Genomic DNA, 17,385 nt, shown 5'->3' with positions numbered 1-17,385 from the left:
GGCGGACCGGTCTCCCATGTGATGAAGCCTTCGGCCTCGGCCGAAAACCGGAGAGGCCGCGCATATCGCCGGCCTGTGGAGATTGACGATGAACAACCTGCTCAGCCAACTCGCGCCGCTGCGCGCTCACGCCGGCAAACGCCGCACCGTCGGCCTGGACGACGACACCGTCGCCCGCTTCGCCGTGACCCACCCCGAACTCGGCGAAGCCATCGCCGCGGCCGCGGCCGAGTACGCCCTGATCCGCGACCTGCACGCCGACCTGCTCGACCTCGACGAGGATGCGCAGATCCAGGCCGTCCAGGCCGGCTACGTCAATTTCTATCCCGACGACGGCGTCAATCCCTATGTCGCCCTGACCGCGCGCGGCCCCTGGGTGATCACCCTGAAGGGCGCGGTGCTGCACGACTCCGGCGGCTACGGCATGCTCGGCTTCGGCCACACCCCCTCGGCGGTGATCGCGGCGATGGCCAAGCCGCAGGTGATGGCCAACATCATGACCCCGTCGCTGTCGCAGCTGCGCTTCGAGCGCGCCCTGCGCGGGGCCATCGGCACCACCCGCGGCGAATGCCCGTACGAGCGTTTCTTCTGCCTCAACTCCGGTTCCGAATCGGTGTCGCTGGCCGCGCGCATCGCCGACGTCAACAGCAAGCTGATGACCGACCCGGGCGCGCGCCACGCCGGCCGCGCGATCAAGCGCGTCGTGGTCAAGGGCAGCTTCCACGGCCGCACCGAGCGCCCGGCGCTGTACTCGGATTCCTCACGCAAGGCCTACATCCAGCACTTGGCCAGCTTCCGCAACGAAGACTCGGTCATCACCGTCGAGCCCTACGACGTCGACGCGCTCAAGAAGGTGTTCGCCGACGCCGACAGCAACGGCTGGTTCGTCGAGGCGATGTTCCTGGAGCCGGTCATGGGCGAAGGCGACCCCGGCCGCGGCGTGCCGCCGGCGTTCTATGCCGCCGCCCGCGAGCTGACCCGCAACCACGGTTCGCTGCTGCTGGTCGATTCGATCCAGGCCGGCCTGCGCGCCCACGGCGTGCTGTCGATCGTCGACTACCCGGGCTTCGAAGGCCTGGAAGCGCCGGACATGGAAACCTATTCCAAGGCGCTCAACGCCGGTCAGTACCCGCTGTCGGTGCTCGCGGTCGGCGAACGCGCCGCCTCGCTGTACCGCAAGGGTCTGTACGGCAACACCATGACCAGCAACCCGCGCGCCCTCGACGTCGCCGTCGCGGTGATGGAACACGTCACCCCGGAACTGCAGGCCAATATCCGCAACCGCGGCGCCGAGGCGATCGAAAAGCTGGAGAAGCTCAAGAGCGAACTCGGCGGCCTGATCACCAAGGTCCAGGGCACCGGCCTGCTGTTCTCGTGCGAACTCGCCCCGCAGTTCAAGTGCTATGGCGCCGGTTCGACCGAAGAATGGCTGCGCGAGCGCGGCATCGGCGTGATCCATGGCGGCGTCAACTCGCTGCGCTTCACCCCGAACTTCACCATCGGCAGCGACGAGATCGAACTGCTGGTGTCGATGGTCGGCCGCGCCCTGCGCGAAGGCCCGCGCGCGCACCAGGCTGTCGCGGCCTGATAGGCTTGGTCCATCCCAACTGAGGTCGCGGAATGATTCGTTTGTCGAACAAGGACACCGGCGCCGACATCGGCGAGATCAGCGAAGAGGAATTGCAGATCCTCGTCGCGGCGCTGGAAGAAGAAGACAGCAAGGACCAGAACTACTTCATCGACCACGCCACCGTCGACATGATCGAGATCGATCATCTCAATGCGGGCTCGCTGATCACCGTGCTGCGCGCGGCCATCGGCGACAGCGACGGCGTCGAGATCCAGTACGTACGCACGGCCTGAGGCCGAACGCATGTCGGCCGCGGCCACGCCGCGGCCCGACTTGCGCCCCGTCATGGCGCTCGACCTGATCCAGGCCCGGCACGAACGCGAGGCGCCCGCCTCGCGCAAATCGTTCGCCATCGACCTGCCCTTCCACCAGCAGTTGATGGCCCGGGCGCTGCCGCACCACGAGTATCCGCTGCTGCGCAGGCTGCACGACTACCTCGCCGACGCCGAGATCTCGTCCTGCGAACTGGCGGATCTGCATGCCGAACTGAAGCGGCTCGAGGCCCGGTTCACCGACCCAGCCGAGATCCGCGGATTTTCGCTGTTCGTCGCCCAGGTGATCGCCGACGGCGACAACCTCTACGCCGTCGCAGACTGAGTTCTCCCCGCTGGCCGCCGGAAGCCAGCGGCCGGAACCTCGCTTCGCCCCGCTCGCAGCGCAAGCAGCGCCACCTTGACGCCCGCGTCGCCGCCATTTCCTTCACCGCGGTGAGCGCGAACGCCTGCATCCGCCTGCGCCACGCTTGCGCCCCGCCCTTCAACCATCAATGCTTGCGGCCAAGACCGCCCGGCAAACACCCGCATAAAGGCCGCTCATGAAAATCGTCGAAGTCCGCCACCCGCTCGTGCAGCACAAGCTCGGCCTGATGCGCCGCGCCGACAACAGCACCAAGTCGTTCCGCGAACTGGCCTCGGAAGTCGCGACCCTCCTGACCTACGAAGCCACCGCCGACCTGGAAACCGAGGAGGCCGTGGTCGAAGGCTGGGCCGGGCCGGTCGTCACCCGCCGCATCAAGGGCGCCAAGGTCACCCTGGTGCCGATCCTGCGCGCCGGCCTGGGCATGCTGCCGGGCGTGCTGGAACTGATCCCGGCGGCCAAGGTCGGCGTGGTCGGCCTGCAGCGCGACGAGCAGACCCTGCAACCGGTCGGCTACTACGAAAAACTCACCGGCCGCATGGACGAGCGCACCGCGCTGATCCTCGACCCGATGCTCGCCACCGGCGGCAGCCTGATCGCGACCGTCGACCTGCTCAAGGCCGCCGGCTGCAAGCGCATCAAGGGTCTGTTCCTGGTCGCCGCACCGGAAGGCCTGAAGGCGCTGGAAGCGCGCCATCCCGACGTCGAAGTCTTCACCGCTTCGGTCGACGAACGCCTCAACGAAGTCGGCTACATCCTGCCCGGCCTCGGCGATGCCGGCGACAAGATCTTCGGGACCAAGCATTACGCTTGAGCGTTGTCGCAAGCGGGATCGCGCCCCGCCACGCGTGCCGGGGCAACTCGGCGCGTATCGCCGTCGATGCACTGCTCGCACTGCGTAAGCGCCCGTTGCAGCGAAGGCCGCTGCGCCCTCAAGACGTCTTGCGCTGGCGCCGCTTGCGCAACCGGTACAGCAAGATCAGGGCGAACCCCACCGCGGTGGCGAACCAGGCCGGCGACCAGCGGCCGTCGTCGCGGTCGAGCGAGGCCGCCGCATTCGGCTCGCGCGCGGGCGCGGCGTTCAAGGCCGCCGCGGCGGCTTCGGGGCGCAAACGCCAACTGCCTTCGCGCAATTCCAGCTTGCCTTCCAAGGGCGGCAACCGCAGCTCGCGCCAGCTCACGCGCAGATCGCCGATCTGCGGGTCGAGCGGGTTCTCGGCACTGCCGAGGCCGTCGCCTTCCGGCTGAAAGGTCGCGGCGAGGTTCGCCGGCAGGCGGCTGAAATTCGGACGGAACAAACGCCACTCGCCGACCGCGCGCAGCACGTCGGGGCGGATCGGTTTGCCGTCGAGGGTCGCGGCGTCCGCCCACCAGCGCTTGTTCTCCAGGGGCAGGCGCGAGGGATTGACGTGCCCGGCCGAGAACTTCGAGGAATCGATCGGCGCCGCGTTCCAGACCCGCTCATAGCCCTCGCCGACCGAACGCCACTGGTACATCTCGACCCGACGATCCAGGCCGAACTCGCGCGTTTCCACGCCGAAGTCGCGATCCAGCAGGCGTTTGCCGCTGCGCGGCTCGCCGAGCGGTTCGCCCGGGTCTTCGGCTTGGGCGACTGCCGTGCCCGCGAACACGCACATCGCCAGCAAGGCGATGGCGTACGCGGCCAGCGCCGCCCGGCGCCGGCGGCCGCTCACGCAGCCCATGCGGCCAACGTCCGCGCCTGCAGTTCGGCGACTTCGTGCGCGGTGCCGAACTTGCCCTTGTCGTCGCGCACGACCTGGGCCAAGGCGCATTCGGGGTCGTGGGTAAAGAACAAATGCACGTTGCGCGCGAGCTTGTCGCTGAGGAAGCTCTTCTTCTCGTCGATCAGCAGCTCGGCGTTGCGGTCGTAGCCCATGGTGATCGGCACGTGCACCCAGGGCCGTCCGGGAATCAGGTCGGCGCAGAACACCACGCCGCCGTGCGGTTCGCCGCCGACACTGTCGGGGCCGACGATCTCGGCCAGCATCAGCCCCGGCGTGTGGCCGTCGCTGTAGTGGAAACGCACGCTGTCGCCGAGCAGCCTGGAATGCGCGCCCTCGACCAGCTCGAGCTTGCCGGTGGCTTCGAGCAACCCCGGCAACTCGGGAATGAAACTCGCGCGGTCGCGCGCGTGCGGGTGAAGCGCGCGTTCGTAATGCTCGCGCCCGACCAGATAGGACGCGTTCGGAAACAGCAGGCGCGGCGCCTCGCCTTCGGCCCACGGCGCCAGCAGGCCGCCGGCATGGTCGAAATGCAGATGCGACAGCACCACGACGTCGATGTCCTCGGGCGCGAAACCGGCGCGCGCCAACGATTCGAGCAGGACATGACGGTCCTCGACCACGCCGTAGCGTTCGCGCAGCTTGGGCTCGAAAAAGGCGCCGATGCCGGCCTCGAACAGCACGGTCTTGCCGTTGAGCGGACTGGCCAGCAAGGCCCGGCAGGCCAGGGCGATGCGGTTGTGCTCGTCGGGCGGCGACCACTTGGCCCACATCGCGCGCGGCGCATTGCCGAACATCGCGCCGCCATCGAGTTTCTGCGAGTTGCCGAGGATCGACCAGAGCTTCATGTCTGCACCGCCCGTTACGGGCACTGGCGAAGGATGGCTCGATTTTACTGCGCAAACGCAGGCATCGGGCCGGAATGCGGCGAAGCCGCGGATCGTGGACAGGCGCCGCTCACGCTGTGCAGCGGCCGATCATGGGCAGGCGCCGCCGCGGCGCCTGCGGCCGTCATTGCGGCGTGGTGACGGTGGCGAAGTGGAAAATGAACTCGCCGTCGCGGCCGTCGCCTGCGACCACGCGCACCGGCGCCAGGGGCCGCTCGGCCAGCAGGGTGGCGCTGCCGCTGGCCGCGGCCTTGCTGATCAGCCCGGACGAGCGTCCGTTGATCTTGACCAGCATTTCCTGCCCGGCCACCAGCACCACCCGCCCCATCGAGGGGTCGGTCGGACGCGGCGCGACGATGCGCTCGGCTTCGCTGTCCAGGTAATCGCGCGACGGCAGCGCGAACAGATCCTGGCCGCCGGCGCTGACGTCGAACGACCAGGCCGTGCTGCCGTTGGTGCCGTCGTTGACGACTTCGATCTTCTCCAGGGTCAGCAGCACCGTGTAGCGGGCCGGCGCTTGCGGCGCGGCCGGCTTGACCGGAGCGGTCGCGACCGGCTGCGAGGGCGCGGCCGGTGTCGTCGGCTTGTCCTTGAGCCCGCCGATCTCGCGCACGTTGTTGATCAGGGTGGTCAGGGCCACGAGGAAAGCGACCAGCGCGATCGAGATCGCAGGCACGCGGGTATACCAACGCTTGTCGTTGTCGTCGCTCACTGCCCTGTCCCCTGTCGCTTCGTACTGACGCCGTCCATGCCGCGAAATCTACTGCACCGCACCGCCGTCGCGCCATCGCGGCGGCGGTTTCGCAGACGCCGCCTCAGGGCTTGTTCGGCTGCACCTCGGCCTGGCCGACCGGATTGCGCGGATCGGTGCCGCCGGACAAGGTGTTGGCGCGCTTGTCCCACATCACCGTCTGCAGGTTGCCCCAGGTCGATTCGCCGGCGTTGACCTTGTGGCCCATGGTCTGGAGCTTGGCGACGGTGCCGGCATCGAGCGCGCCGGCTTCGGCCGAGATCGCGTCCGGCATCCACTGGTGATGGATGCGCGGTTGCGCGGCGACCTGCTGCGGTTGCAGGCCGGCGTCGTAGGCGAGGATCGCCAGCAACACCTGGGTGATGATGCGGCTGCCGCCGGGCGCGCCGACCGCGACCACGCGATCGGACGATTCCAGGAAACTCGGCGTCATCGAACTGAGCATGCGCTTGCCGGGTTCCGGTGCGTTGGCTTCGAAACCCATGACGCCGAACGCGTTCGGCGTGGCCGGGCGCAAGGCGAAGTCGTCCATTTCGTTGTTGAGCAGCACGCCGGTGCCCGGCGCGACCAGGCCCGAGCCGTACAGCAGGTTCACCGTCTGGGTCGCCGAGACGCGGTTGCCGTCGCCGTCGATGATCGAGAAATGGGTGGTCTCGTCGTCTTCCAGCGGCGCCGGCTGGCCCGACAGCAGATCGCTCGGCGTGGCCTTCTCGGGATGGATCGTCGCGCGCAGGCCGGCGGCGTAATCGGCGCTGGTCAGGCGCTTGATCGGCATCTTCACGAAATCCGGATCGCCCAGATAAATCGTGCGGTCGCGATAAGCGCGGCGCATGGCTTCGGCGAGGATGTGGGTGCGGTGCGCGGGATCGAGCTTGGACAGGTCCCAGCCCTGCAGCACCTGCAGAATCTCGGCCAAGGCCACACCACCCGAGGACGGCGGCGGCGCGGTGACGATGTCCCAACCGCGGTACTTCAAGCGCAGCGGCTCGCGCTCGCGCACTTTGTAACCGGCCAGTTCCTCGGCGCGCCATTGGCCGCCTTCTTCTTTGACCGAGGCCAACAGCTTGGCGGCGACGTCGCCGCGATAGAAACCATCGAAGCCCTTTTCGGCCAGCAGCTCCAGGGTGCGGGCCAGATCCGGCTGCTTGAGGGTCTCGCCGGCTTTCGGCGGCGAACCGTCGGCGAGGAACACCTCGCGCGTGCCGCGGTAGCGCTCCATAACTTCACGGCGGCTGCCGTAGCCCTTTTCCAGGCGCGGGTAGACCTCGAAGCCCTCGCGCGCGATGCGGATCGCCGGCGCCAGCGAAGTCTTCAGCGGCAGCTTTCCGTAGTTTTGCGCCAGGTGCACCAGCGCCGCCGGCAGCCCGGGAATGCCGGCCGACCAGGGGCCGTTGGTGGCGCGGTCGCGGTTGAGTTCGCCCTTGTCGTCCAGATAAGCCGCCGGCGTGGACGCGGCCGGCGCGGTCTCGCGCGCGTCGACGAAAATGTCGCGATTGCGCTTGGCGTCGTGCAACAGGAAGAAACCGCCGCCGCCGATGCCCGAGCTGATCGGCTCGACCACCGACAGGGTCGAGGACACCGCGATCGCGGCGTCGAAGGCATTGCCGCCGGCACGAACGATTTCCAGGCCGGCCTGGGTCGACAGCGAATGCGCGCTGGCGATCGCGGTGCCGGGCGGATGCGCGGCCGCGCTGGCCGTCGCGGCGGCGCGCGCGGGCGCGCGGGCGCCGCCGTCGGCGCACAACGCGGGCGAGGCGATCAGCAGCAGGGTGGCCATCAAGCAGAGGGGAGACTTCAGACCGGCCCGCAGCCGCAACGCCTTGCGCATCGTGTTCACTCCTGCTGTAGACGCCGCAGCTTGTCCAGCAATTGCGGCTCGGTTTCGACGTGGTTGGGGTCCGGGTCGATGCATTCGACCGGACAAACGACCACGCATTGTGGTTCGTCATAGTGCCCGACGCATTCGGTGCAACGCGCCGGATCGATCACATAGATCGTTTCGCCCTGGGAGATGGCCTGGTTCGGGCAGGCTGGCTCGCAGACGTCGCAGTTGACGCAGAGTTCGTTGATCTTGAGCGACATGGGCACTGGTCGCCGGCGAGCCGCGGGGTCGCATTGCCGGCATGGAGCTCGCAGTGTAGGGCTTGAGCGTCCGCCGGCATAGCCGAGCGCCGGGACGCTGCGTGTCGCGGACATGGCCGCGAATGTGCCGCGGCCTGCCGCCCTACCCGGCCCGACTGCCCGGGCCGATCGGGCCAGACCGGATTTCCCCGCCCACAAACGATTCGAGCCGCTTGCGCGGCTCGAATCGATGGCTCCGGCCGCGCTGGGCGGTCCGGAACGCCCCGGCCGACTCAGCGGCCGGGCGGGTGGATCACTTGGCTTCGACGAACACGTAGTTGACCGACGATGCCGCCACCGCGGTCTTGACGCGTTCGTTGTCGGCGGCGTCGCCGATGAAGATGAACTTGACGCCCTTCATCGTGGTCGGCTCGACCTTGGCGAACGAAGCGACGACCAGATCGGCGGTCTTGGCCGAGTTCGGCGAACCGAACGCCACCAGGTTGCCTTCGAGGATGCCGCGCGACAGGTCGGTCTGCGCCTTTTCGAGCATGCGCTCGTAGTCGCCCTGGAAGGTCGGCGCTTCCGGCGCCGGCAGCACGTAGACGTAGGTACTGCCGCTAACGCCGTCGAGATTGCGCTGGACGACGTCGGTCAGGTAGGCGTTCCAGGCGTTTTCGTCGCTGGTCTTCGGCGCCGGCAGCGCGGCGGTCTCGGCCGCGGCTTCCTTCTTCTCCTCTTTCTGGCACGCGGCCACGAACGGCAGCGCCAGGCAGGCGATCAGCAGCAGGCGGGAGGAAGTTTTCATCGTTTGCCCCTTGGATGTTTGTTTGGTGGTCAGTGTTTGTTGCGTTGCCACTCGGCCTGCAGCGCGTCGACCACGGCCGGCGGCACGAAGCCGGAAACGTCGCCGCCGAGGCGGGCGATTTCGCGCACCAGCGAGGACGAGATGAAGCCGTACTGCTCGGCCGGGGTCAGGAACAGAGTCTCGACCTCCGGGATCAAGTGTCGGTTCATGCTCGCCAGCTGGAATTCGTATTCGAAGTCGGACACCGCGCGCAGCCCGCGCAGCAGCACGCCGCCGCCGACCTGGGCGACGAAATGCGCCAGCAGCGAGTCGAAACCGCGCACTTCGACGTTGGGCTGGTGGGCGACCGCCTTGCGGGCCAGCTCGACCCGGGTCTTGAGCGGCAGCGCCGGCCCTTTGCCCGGGCTCTCGGCCACGCCGATGATCATGCGTTCGAACAATGGGGCGGCGCGGTCTACCAGGTCGATGTGACCGTTGGTGATCGGGTCGAACGTGCCGGGATAGACGGCGATTCGGTTGCGGGCCGAGCTCATTCGATGGTCGTTCGCTGCTGGAATGACGGGGAGCGGGAAGGCCGCCCCGCCGGATGCGGCGCAGTGTAGCAGCCGCCCGCCGGGCCCGGTCAGGACGCCAGGCGGCGGTACACGGCGTAACGGACCTCGCGGGTGGCGCCTTCGCGATGCGGCAGCCAGTCGCCGGGCAGGTCGATCGCCGCATCGGCCGGCGATTCGACGTACAGCCAGGCCGAAGGCGCCAGCGTCGGCAACAAGACCGGCCAGACCGTGTTCCACAAACCGGCCGCGAACGGCGGGTCGACGAAGGCCAGGTCGAAGCCCGGCGCGCCCTCGCCCACCCGCGGCTGCGCTGCGAGCCAGGCCAGGGCATCGGCCTGCGCGACGGTGGCCGCCTCGCCGCCTTGCAGGCGGGCGGTCAGCGCGCGCAGCTCGGCGGCCAGCGCGGGGTCGCGTTCGACCAGTACCGCCGAGGCGGCGCCGCGCGACAGCGCTTCCAGGCCGAGCGCGCCGCTGCCGGCGAACAGGTCGAGTACGCGCGCGCCCGGCAGCACCGGCATCAGCCAGTTGAACAAGGTCTCGCGCACGCGGTCGGAGGTCGGGCGCAGGCCCGGCGCATCGGCCACGGCCAGGCGGGTGCCGCGCCAACGCCCGCCGATGATGCGGACCTTGCCGGTCGGGGCGGCGCTGCGCGAGGCGGCGGAAACGGGACGCGGGCCGCGCTGTGGAGTCTTCATCGGGGGCGCCTGGAGGCCGGTGCTAGCATGTGCACATTCTCGCGCATCCTCGCGCCTTCTCGCCCCCAGCCTCCCGAATGGTCAGTTTTTTTCGCCGCAAGAAACCCGAAACCGCCGGCGGAAGCTCGTCTTCCGAGCGCCGTTTCACCACCGAAGAGCTGGCCGCCGCGTTTCCCAACGCGCGGCCCGAGCCGGCCGCACCGCCGGCCGAAGCGCCCGCAGCGACGCCGGCCGCGGTCGAGCCGCCTGCGCCGCAGCCGCCTGCCGCCGCACCGCCTGCCGTCGCGCCGGCTTCCGTCAAGCCGGCTCCCGTCGAACCAGTTGCCGTCGAGCCGCCGGTGCCGGCCGAAGTGCTGGCCGCCGCGCTCGAAGTCGAGCCGCCCTTGCCCGTGGCGCCCGCGGCAACACCGGTAACCGCATCCACCACGGTCATCTCGGTACCTGGCGAATCCGCCCCGGCCGACTACATCGACAAGCCCGCCGCCGCCGCGGGCAAGTCCGGCTGGCGCGAGCGTTTGCGCGGCAGCGTGTTCGCGCGCAGCTTCGGCGGCCTGTTCTCGCGCAACCCGCGCCTGGACGACGACCTGCTCGACGAGATCGAAACCGCGCTGATCACCGCCGACGTCGGCGTCACCGCCACCACCCAGTTGGTCGAAAGCCTGCGCAAGCGCATGAAGTCGCGCGAGTTCGCCGACGCCAACGCCCTGCTCGCGGCTTTGCGCACGGACCTGATCGCGATGCTGCAGCCGGTCGCCAAGCCGCTGGTCATCGATACCCAGGCCAAGCCTTTCGTGGTGCTGACGGTCGGCGTCAACGGCGTCGGCAAGACCACCACCATCGGCAAGTTGGCCAAGCGTTTCCGCGACGAGAACCGCCCGCTGATGCTCGCCGCCGGCGACACCTTCCGCGCCGCCGCGGTCGCGCAGTTGCAGGCCTGGGGCGAACGCAACGGCGTGCCGGTGGTCGCCCAGGGCCAGAACGCCGATGCCGCCTCGGTCGCGTTCGACGCCTTGCAGGCGGCCAAGGCGCGCGGTACCCAGGTGCTGATCGCCGACACCGCCGGCCGCCTGCACACGCAACAGGGGCTGATGGCCGAACTCGGCAAGATCCGCCGCGTGCTGGCCAAGGTCGACACCACCGCGCCGCACGAAGTGCTGATGGTCATCGACGGCACCACCGGCCAGAACGCGCTGTCGCAGTTGCGCCAGTTCCACGCCGCGGTCGGTGTCACCGGCCTGGTGGTGACCAAGCTCGACGGCACCGCCAAGGGCGGCGTGGTGTTCGCGCTCGCCCGCGAGTTCGGCATTCCGATCCGTTTCGCAGGCATCGGCGAACGCCCCGAGGATCTGCGCGTGTTCGATGCCGAGGCCTTCGTCGACGCCCTGTTGCCTGAAGCACTGGGCGGCTGAGGCACGGCCTCGCCATGCCCGCGACGACCACGGCCGCCCCGGCGCGCCGTTCGCGCAAGCGGATCGCGATCGTCGCGATCGTGCTGTTGGTCGCCGCGCTCGCCCTACGCTGGGTGTCGCAGCCCAGCCAGGTCAGCGGCATCTTGCTGAGCCAGGTCGGCAAGCCGCTGGGGCTTGAGCTCAGCGCCAGCGGCGCCAGCGAATACCGCTTGCGCGGCACGCCGATGCTGGTGGTGCGCGACCTGGTCGTACGCCAACCCGGTGCGGCCGCGCCGCTGCTGCGCGCCGAACGCGTCTATCTCGCCCTGCCGTGGCGCACGATCCGCGCCGCCGGCGCCGTGCTCGACGTGGAACGGGTCGAACTCGATGCCCCGCAACTCGATATCGCCGCATTGCAACGCTGGCTGGCGACACGCCCGCCTTCGACCGAACCCTTGCGTATGCCGAGCCTGAGCGACGGCCTGCGCATCGTGCGCGGCCGCGTCGTAGGCGTGGGTTGGTCGATCGAGCAGATCTCGCTGTCCTCGCCCGAATTGCATCCGCAGCGGCTGCTGCGGGCGCGCATCGGCGGACGCGTGCTCAGCGATGGCGTGCAGGTTCCGTTCGATCTCGCCGCGACGCTGCAACGTCCCGCGCTGGCGCGTGGCCTCGGCTTGTCCGGCGGCGTCAGCGTGCAGGCCAAGGATTGGGCCCTGCCGATGCGGATCCGCCTCGGCGCCCTGTTGCATTCGGGCGACGACGGCCTCGGCCTCGATCGTCTGCGCCTGGGCGCCCACGCGCGCTACCGCGCCGGCGACACCGATCTGCCGTTCGTGTTCGGCCTGGCCGGGCCGCTGCGCTATCGCGATGCCGCCCTGTCCCTGGCGCCGCTCGGCGCCGCCTTGCGCGGCAAAGATGCGATCCCGCAGCTCGACGCCAGCGGGCGCTTCGCCTTCGGCGATGGCACGCGACTGCATCTCGACGGCGTACTGGCGCAATGGCCCGAAGCCTGGCCTGCGCTGCCGCCACCGTTGGGGCAGTCGAAATCGCCGTTGCCGTTCGTGCTCGACTACGACGGCCCGGCCGATTTTTCCGGCGACAGCGCGCTGCGCCTGCAACGCGACCAGACTCGCTTCGATGGCCGCTTCCGCCTGCCGGCGGTATTGGCCTGGGTCGACGCGAGCGCACAAGGCTCGCTGCTGCCGCCGTTGAGCGGCCGCTTGAGCACACCGCGGATCGAAGTGTCCGGCGCCACGCTCGAAGGGGTCGAGATCGAAATCGAACAAGACGACGACGCGACGACGACGCCAGCCGCCGCTCCGCCGACGGCAGCGCCATCCCAACCCGCGCCGAAGCCGGCCGCGACTCGCCCGCTCGAATGAAGTCACCCGTATGAAGTCATCTGCATGAAGTTACCTGCATGAAGCAGCGCGCAACGAAACCACGCACGGGCAAGACCGCAGCGGTGGCCGCAGCCAGCAACAGCGCCGACGCCGGCGACGACGCCTACGCCAACCGCCTGTTGGCCTGGTTCGACGTCAGCGGCCGCCACGACCTGCCTTGGCAGCATCCGCGCACGCCGTACCGGGTGTGGCTGTCGGAGATCATGCTGCAACAGACCCAGGTCAAGACCGCGGCGCCGTTCTTCGAGCGTTTCGTCGACACCCTGCCGACCTTGCCTGCGCTGGCCGCAGCCTCGCTGGATACCGTGCTCGGCCTGTGGTCGGGTCTGGGCTATTACGCTCGCGCGCGCAATCTGCATGCGACCGCCAAGCTTTGCGTCGAACGCCACGGCGGCGACCTGCCGCGCGATATCGATGCCCTCACCGCGCTGCCCGGCATCGGCCGCAGCACCGCCGCGGCGATTCTTTCGCAAGCCTGGGACGACCGCCACGCCATCCTCGACGGCAACGTCAAACGCGTGTTGAGCCGTTATCACGGCATCGCCGGTTATCCGGGCCTGCCGGCGATCGAACGCCAGTTGTGGGCGCTGGCCGAATCGCATCTGCCGCATGCGCGCATGACCGACTACACCCAGGCGCAGATGGACCTGGGCGCGACCCTGTGCACGCGCAGCGACCCGTCCTGCATCCTGTGTCCGCTGCAACACGATTGCGTCGCGCGCATCGAAGGCCGAGTCGCCGAACTGCCGACGCCGAAGCCCGGCAAGGTCGCGCCGCAACGCCACGCACAGGTGCTGTGGCTGCTCGACCGCAAAAACCGGGTGCTGTTGCAACGCCGTCCGCCGGCGGGCATCTGGGCGTCGTTGTGGACCTTGCCGCAAAGCGACGACGAGGACGGCGCGGCGCAATGGTTCGCCGCGCACGTCAGCGGCGAGTTCGCCGACGGCGAGGAACTGGCGCCGATCGCGCACGCCTTCAGTCATTACAAACTCGAACTGCAGCCGCGGCGCTGGCGCCCGGTCGCCTTGCGCAACGGCGTGCGCGACAATGACGACCTGCGCTGGTTCGAACGCGCCGAACTCGCCGTCCTCGGCATTCCGGCGCCGATCCGCAAACTGATCGAATCGCTGTAACGCCGCGCCGATGCGGGCGACCGCAGCGGCGCTCCCCCACATTCCACTACCGTCCAGGACTTTCCCCATGAGCCGCACCGTTTTCTGCGAGTACGAACAACGCGAGGCCGAAGGCCTGGATTTCGTGCCCTGGCCCGGCGAGTTGGGCAAGCGCGTGTTCGCTCATGTCGGCAAGCCGGCCTGGGCCGCATGGCTTGCGCACCAGACCATGCTGATCAACGAGAACCGGCTGTCGCCGCTCGACCCCAAGCACCGCGCCTTCCTCGAAGGCGAAATGGAGAAATTCCTGTTCGGCGGCGGCGCGGCCAAGCCGGACGGCTACGTGCCCGAAGCCTGACCCGCATCAGGAAGCCCGTCACGATTCCGACTTCGCAGCCGTGGCCTGCGTCGCGGCGATGCGCCGGTTTCGTGTAGAACCGGGGGACTCCGGCTTATCCGGAGCCCACAGGCACAAGGGAGAGTCCTGATGTTCCAGTCGAAGAAGCAGCTCAAGAAGAAATCGCTGTTCCTGCTCGCCGCCGGCATGCTCGTCTCGCTGGCCGCAATGGCCCTGCCGCACGCCGGTCCGGGCGAGAGCTACACCTTCACGTTCTACTCCGACGCATCGCGCACGGTCGAAGTCGGCGGTCGTTCCTATGGTTACTGCGGCGAGCCCTTCCAGTGGGGCCGCATGACCTCGTACTCGACCTACTACAAGACCACCTGCCACCCGCTGCCCTGACCGGCCGCCTCGGCCGCTCACTGCGCGAATCACAGACCGATCCAGCCCGCCGCGAGCGGGCTGGATCCGCTGCGCGCCGCGCACGGGCCTCAAGGAGAACTCCGATGTCCGCAACCAGCAAACCGCTGAAGAAGAAGCTGTCGTTGTTCCTGCTCGCGGCCGGTATGGTCGTGTCGCTGGCCGCCGCCGCACTGCCCTATCCCGGCCCCGGCGAAGGTTATGTCTTCACCTACTACTCCGACGCGACCCGCACGGTCGAAGTCGGCGGCATGGGCTACGGCCATTGCGGCGAGCCCTTCCAGTGGGGCGAACGCACCCGCTACTTCACCTATGCCAAGAGCACCTGCGGTTGGGAGCCCTGAGTCGATGCGCTCGGCGCATCGACACCGCGTTGATCCGCGACACGACGAAGCCCACCGCATGCGGTGGGCTTCGTCTTTATGGCGACGCGATCAATGGCCGCCGTCGATGCCGAACGCAGGCGGATACACCACTTCGCCCGCTTCGCCGCTCAGAGCGCCCTCGACCAATTCGAGTGCCATGAACGACTCGCCCGCGAACGGCGCCGCGAGTTTGCTCGCCAGGGCCGCGGAGAAACCGAAGCGCGGGTAGTAAGCGGCATGGCCGAGTACTACGACGGCTTCGCACCCCAGCGCTTTCGAACGCGCGAGCCCCTCGCGGATCAGCATCGAGCCCACTCCACGCCGCTGGTATTGCGGCAGCACCGATACCGGGGCGAGGCACAACGCATCGACGAGGCATCCGTCGACGACGACATGCAGGGTGGTGAACATCACATGCCCCACTACTCGCTCGCCGCCGATGGCGACCAGGGACAGCCGGACCAATCCGTCCGCGCGCAGGCGTTCGATCAGTTCGGCTTCGTCGTGGCCGGCGAAGGCCGCGCGGGTGACGGCGTCTACACCGGCATGATGCCCGGCATTTTCCAGTTCGATTTGCATGGTGTTCTCCTGCCCGCACGCGGGCTCGTGGCGACAGACCCGACTGAACATCAACAGGCTCAACATGTCGGCCTCCGACGCTCGTGTCGCGGGGGCGCTATCCGTCGCCAAGGAATGCTGAGCGATGACGGCAACCCGTTGCAGGGTTTCGAGCACGGCCGCGCAGGCAAGACCGAAGTCCTGCAGCATGGCGGGCGGGCGCAGGAGGCGTCGCGGCAAACGATGGCGATGGCGATGAAGTCCGCGCCGACGGCGCGGCGATGGCGGATGGCTCCACCTTGAGCGGACGCGCACAGCGCGCGCCGCATTCTTTGCGAAATAGTCATGTCTGATGTCGGTTGCAGCCGAAACGGACGCGGCGGCGCGCATTCGCTTTGCGCGAATGGCGAACGAACTCGACGCGTCTACCCACCTTCGCGAAGCGAAGGGTTTAGCGGGTGGCTACACTCTCAGACATGTTGTCCCTCTGGGCCCGCCGAATAGCGGTGATACGGGGACGCGCACCGTAGTGTGCGAACCGCGCGGGTGTCAAATCGCGCACATCCGCGCTGCAAGGATCGCGCCCTTGTCCTGGCCCCCTTCGTTCGCTGCCGCCGACCTCGGCACCGAATGCCGTCGGCCGTACTCGCGCCGTACAGGCCGGGTTTCGGCAGCCCCCGATCGAGCAAGACCCGTGCGGTTCGCCACGGGCCTTCGGGGCTCTCAACCTTACTCAGGGTCAGAAACTGACCATCAGCGGCAGGTTTGCGAGCTCGCAATAAGGGGGCTTGCACGGTCAGCGGTCCGCTCCCATGGCCCGACATGAAAGCGATTTCCTGAAAAACTGTGATGGATGGCACATTTTTTGCGACCTGCATCACATTGGCGGCGCCCCAGCTCGAACAGGCGCCCGAAGCCTCGCAAGGATCGTCTACGAATGTTGGCAAAATTTTTGGCCCCCCTATGCCTGTTCGCCCTCTCGACAGCCGGGGTCGGCACCGCGCATGCCCAGGCCGGCATCGGCGTCCAGGCCGGAGCCTCTCCGACCGGCACCATCGGTACCAATAAAGGCGACGTCGGCTCGGGCGCCCTGCAGTGCCAGGCGGGCACGATCGTCCGCGGCGGCTATCACCGCGACAAGTCGATGAGCGCCGGAATCAGCTCGACCCGCGGCATGACCAATCGCGTGGGCCTGTACTGCGGCGGCATCACCACTAATGGCGTTACCGTCAACGTGGTCAACCGCAATCCGAACGGCACCCCGGACGTACTGTCGGGCACCTATGCCGAGCCCGGCACCGAGGTCACCAACTACTGTCCGGCCAATCAGCTGGTACACCAGTTGGGCGGCTGGGACCGCGAATGGTCGAACGGCCAATATCCGCCGTGGTCCTCTTCGTTGAACCTGGTCTGCCGCCCGCTCACGCTCGACGCCAATTCCTGGGTCCGCATGACCACCGGCGCCTCGACCAGCGTCGAAGTCGGCGTGCGCGAGACCATGGCCGGCCAACCCGCCCACGTCGCGCGCGGGCCGTTCTGCAGCAACACTTCGACCACGCTGGTCTCGGGCCTGTACATGCAGGCCGGCGGCGAAGGCTACGACGGCATCAACGTGTATTGCGGCACCCTGCTGCAGGCACGCCACTCGGCGATCCTGAGCTTCACCGATTTCGCCTGGAACCAGACCCGCGGCGGCAGCGGTTGGCTGGTCAACCTGACCCAGGGCGCGACCTTGCTCGACAACGGCGCCGGAACCACCGGCGCCGGGCGCACCCCGCATGCCAATGCCGCCGCCAACCTCAGCACCGTGCAGACCGCGAGCGAGATCTACGTGCTGCCCGGCAGCAACTACCGCGCAGCGATCAGCCAGCGGCCGGGCGGCATCGCCGCCAATACCTTCGTCACCAGCGGCACCTGCCTGACCGGCATCGCCTTGCTCAACGAGCAAGACCAATCCTGCACGCTCGACGTCACCGGCTTGCCCGACATCGCGGTGACGCTTACGACCCCCGCGCCGGCCTACAGCAACTACGGC

General features: G+C 68.5%; 20 protein-coding genes. 11 read left to right on the top strand and 9 right to left on the bottom strand.

Annotation, left to right across the window (positions count from 1 at the left end):
• Window positions 1-88 precede the first annotated feature (88 nt).
• From EX88_RS0115680 to upp, 4 genes are all read left to right on the top strand, one after another.
• On the top strand, window positions 89-1,588 hold the full coding sequence (locus tag EX88_RS0115680; RefSeq protein WP_031372936.1) for an aminotransferase class III-fold pyridoxal phosphate-dependent enzyme: 1,500 nt from the start codon (window positions 89-91) through the stop codon (window positions 1,586-1,588).
• 32 nt (window positions 1,589-1,620) lie between these two features.
• Entirely contained in the window at window positions 1,621-1,863 is a 243-nt protein-coding gene (locus EX88_RS0115675; RefSeq protein ID WP_031372935.1) for a hypothetical protein, read from the top strand.
• Between the two features lie 10 nt (window positions 1,864-1,873).
• A complete protein-coding gene (locus tag EX88_RS0115670; protein ID WP_031372934.1) occupies window positions 1,874-2,227 on the top strand; it encodes a hypothetical protein in 354 nt (117 codons plus the stop codon).
• A 217-nt stretch (window positions 2,228-2,444) separates the two neighbouring features.
• Entirely contained in the window at window positions 2,445-3,080 is a 636-nt protein-coding gene (upp, locus tag EX88_RS0115665) for a uracil phosphoribosyltransferase (protein WP_031372933.1), read from the top strand.
• A 118-nt stretch (window positions 3,081-3,198) separates the two neighbouring features.
• On the opposite strand, the gene EX88_RS24645 is transcribed toward upp, so the two are convergent.
• From EX88_RS24645 to rsmD, 8 genes are all read right to left on the bottom strand, one after another.
• Window positions 3,199-3,960 carry a TMEM43 family protein gene (locus tag EX88_RS24645; RefSeq protein WP_161786133.1) on the bottom strand — a complete coding sequence of 254 codons (762 nt, stop codon included), beginning with the start codon at window positions 3,958-3,960 and terminating at the stop codon, window positions 3,199-3,201.
• Window positions 3,957-4,856: an MBL fold metallo-hydrolase gene (locus EX88_RS0115655; protein WP_031372931.1), complete on the bottom strand. Its 900-nt coding sequence runs from the start codon at window positions 4,854-4,856 to the stop codon at window positions 3,957-3,959. Before EX88_RS0115655 ends, EX88_RS24645 begins: the two co-directional genes overlap by 4 nt.
• A 163-nt stretch (window positions 4,857-5,019) precedes the next feature.
• On the bottom strand, window positions 5,020-5,607 hold the full coding sequence (locus EX88_RS0115650; RefSeq protein ID WP_031372930.1) for a hypothetical protein: 588 nt from the start codon (window positions 5,605-5,607) through the stop codon (window positions 5,020-5,022).
• Window positions 5,608-5,710: 103 nt separating this feature from the next.
• Window positions 5,711-7,423 carry a gamma-glutamyltransferase gene (gene ggt, locus EX88_RS0115645; protein ID WP_036149127.1) on the bottom strand — a complete coding sequence of 571 codons (1,713 nt, stop codon included), beginning with the start codon at window positions 7,421-7,423 and terminating at the stop codon, window positions 5,711-5,713.
• A gap of 56 nt (window positions 7,424-7,479) precedes the next feature.
• Entirely contained in the window at window positions 7,480-7,728 is a 249-nt protein-coding gene (locus EX88_RS0115640) for a YfhL family 4Fe-4S dicluster ferredoxin (protein WP_031372928.1), read from the bottom strand.
• A 292-nt stretch (window positions 7,729-8,020) separates the two neighbouring features.
• The gene (locus EX88_RS0115635; RefSeq protein ID WP_031372927.1) at window positions 8,021-8,515 is read right to left on the bottom strand and encodes a hypothetical protein; all 495 of its coding nucleotides are present in this window, start codon (window positions 8,513-8,515) and stop codon (window positions 8,021-8,023) included.
• A 29-nt stretch (window positions 8,516-8,544) separates the two neighbouring features.
• Window positions 8,545-9,048: a pantetheine-phosphate adenylyltransferase gene (coaD, locus tag EX88_RS0115630; protein ID WP_031372926.1), complete on the bottom strand. Its 504-nt coding sequence runs from the start codon at window positions 9,046-9,048 to the stop codon at window positions 8,545-8,547.
• 89 nt (window positions 9,049-9,137) lie between these two features.
• The gene (gene rsmD, locus EX88_RS0115625) at window positions 9,138-9,764 is read right to left on the bottom strand and encodes a 16S rRNA (guanine(966)-N(2))-methyltransferase RsmD (RefSeq protein ID WP_051885174.1); all 627 of its coding nucleotides are present in this window, start codon (window positions 9,762-9,764) and stop codon (window positions 9,138-9,140) included.
• Window positions 9,765-9,841: 77 nt separating this feature from the next.
• Between rsmD and ftsY the strand changes: the two genes are divergently transcribed.
• The 6 genes from ftsY (at window position 9,842) to EX88_RS0115595 (ending at window position 14,771) form a co-directional block, all read left to right on the top strand.
• Window positions 9,842-11,173, top strand: coding sequence for a signal recognition particle-docking protein FtsY (gene ftsY / locus EX88_RS0115620; RefSeq protein ID WP_031372924.1), 1,332 nt, complete (start codon window positions 9,842-9,844; stop codon window positions 11,171-11,173).
• Between the two features lie 14 nt (window positions 11,174-11,187).
• A complete protein-coding gene (locus EX88_RS0115615) occupies window positions 11,188-12,534 on the top strand; it encodes a hypothetical protein (protein WP_031372923.1) in 1,347 nt (448 codons plus the stop codon).
• Window positions 12,535-12,572: 38 nt separating this feature from the next.
• Window positions 12,573-13,688 (top strand): A/G-specific adenine glycosylase, encoded by a 1,116-nt coding sequence (mutY, locus tag EX88_RS0115610; RefSeq protein ID WP_081931064.1) that lies wholly within the window; start codon window positions 12,573-12,575, stop codon window positions 13,686-13,688.
• 67 nt (window positions 13,689-13,755) lie between these two features.
• The gene (locus EX88_RS0115605; protein ID WP_031372921.1) at window positions 13,756-14,025 is read left to right on the top strand and encodes an oxidative damage protection protein; all 270 of its coding nucleotides are present in this window, start codon (window positions 13,756-13,758) and stop codon (window positions 14,023-14,025) included.
• 129 nt (window positions 14,026-14,154) lie between these two features.
• Entirely contained in the window at window positions 14,155-14,409 is a 255-nt protein-coding gene (locus EX88_RS0115600; RefSeq protein WP_031372920.1) for a hypothetical protein, read from the top strand.
• 104 nt (window positions 14,410-14,513) lie between these two features.
• Complete coding sequence (locus EX88_RS0115595) at window positions 14,514-14,771, top strand: DUF6289 family protein (protein WP_031372919.1); 258 nt, start codon at window positions 14,514-14,516, stop codon at window positions 14,769-14,771.
• Between the two features lie 90 nt (window positions 14,772-14,861).
• Here EX88_RS0115595 and EX88_RS0115590 read toward each other — a convergent pair whose 3' ends face one another.
• On the bottom strand, window positions 14,862-15,560 hold the full coding sequence (locus tag EX88_RS0115590) for a GNAT family N-acetyltransferase (RefSeq protein WP_200875856.1): 699 nt from the start codon (window positions 15,558-15,560) through the stop codon (window positions 14,862-14,864).
• Window positions 15,561-16,287: 727 nt separating this feature from the next.
• Between EX88_RS0115590 and EX88_RS23850 the strand changes: the two genes are divergently transcribed.
• Window positions 16,288-17,385, top strand: a 1,098-nt coding sequence (locus EX88_RS23850) for a hypothetical protein (protein ID WP_152566302.1), incomplete at its 3' end; no start/stop codon positions are given.

It is taken from the genome of Lysobacter antibioticus, from assembly GCF_000731095.1.
In the GTDB taxonomy this organism is placed as follows: domain Bacteria; phylum Pseudomonadota; class Gammaproteobacteria; order Xanthomonadales; family Xanthomonadaceae; genus Lysobacter; species Lysobacter antibioticus_B.
The sequence above is the reverse complement of the archived record's forward strand: the minus strand, read 5'-3'. Positions and strand labels throughout refer to the sequence as shown.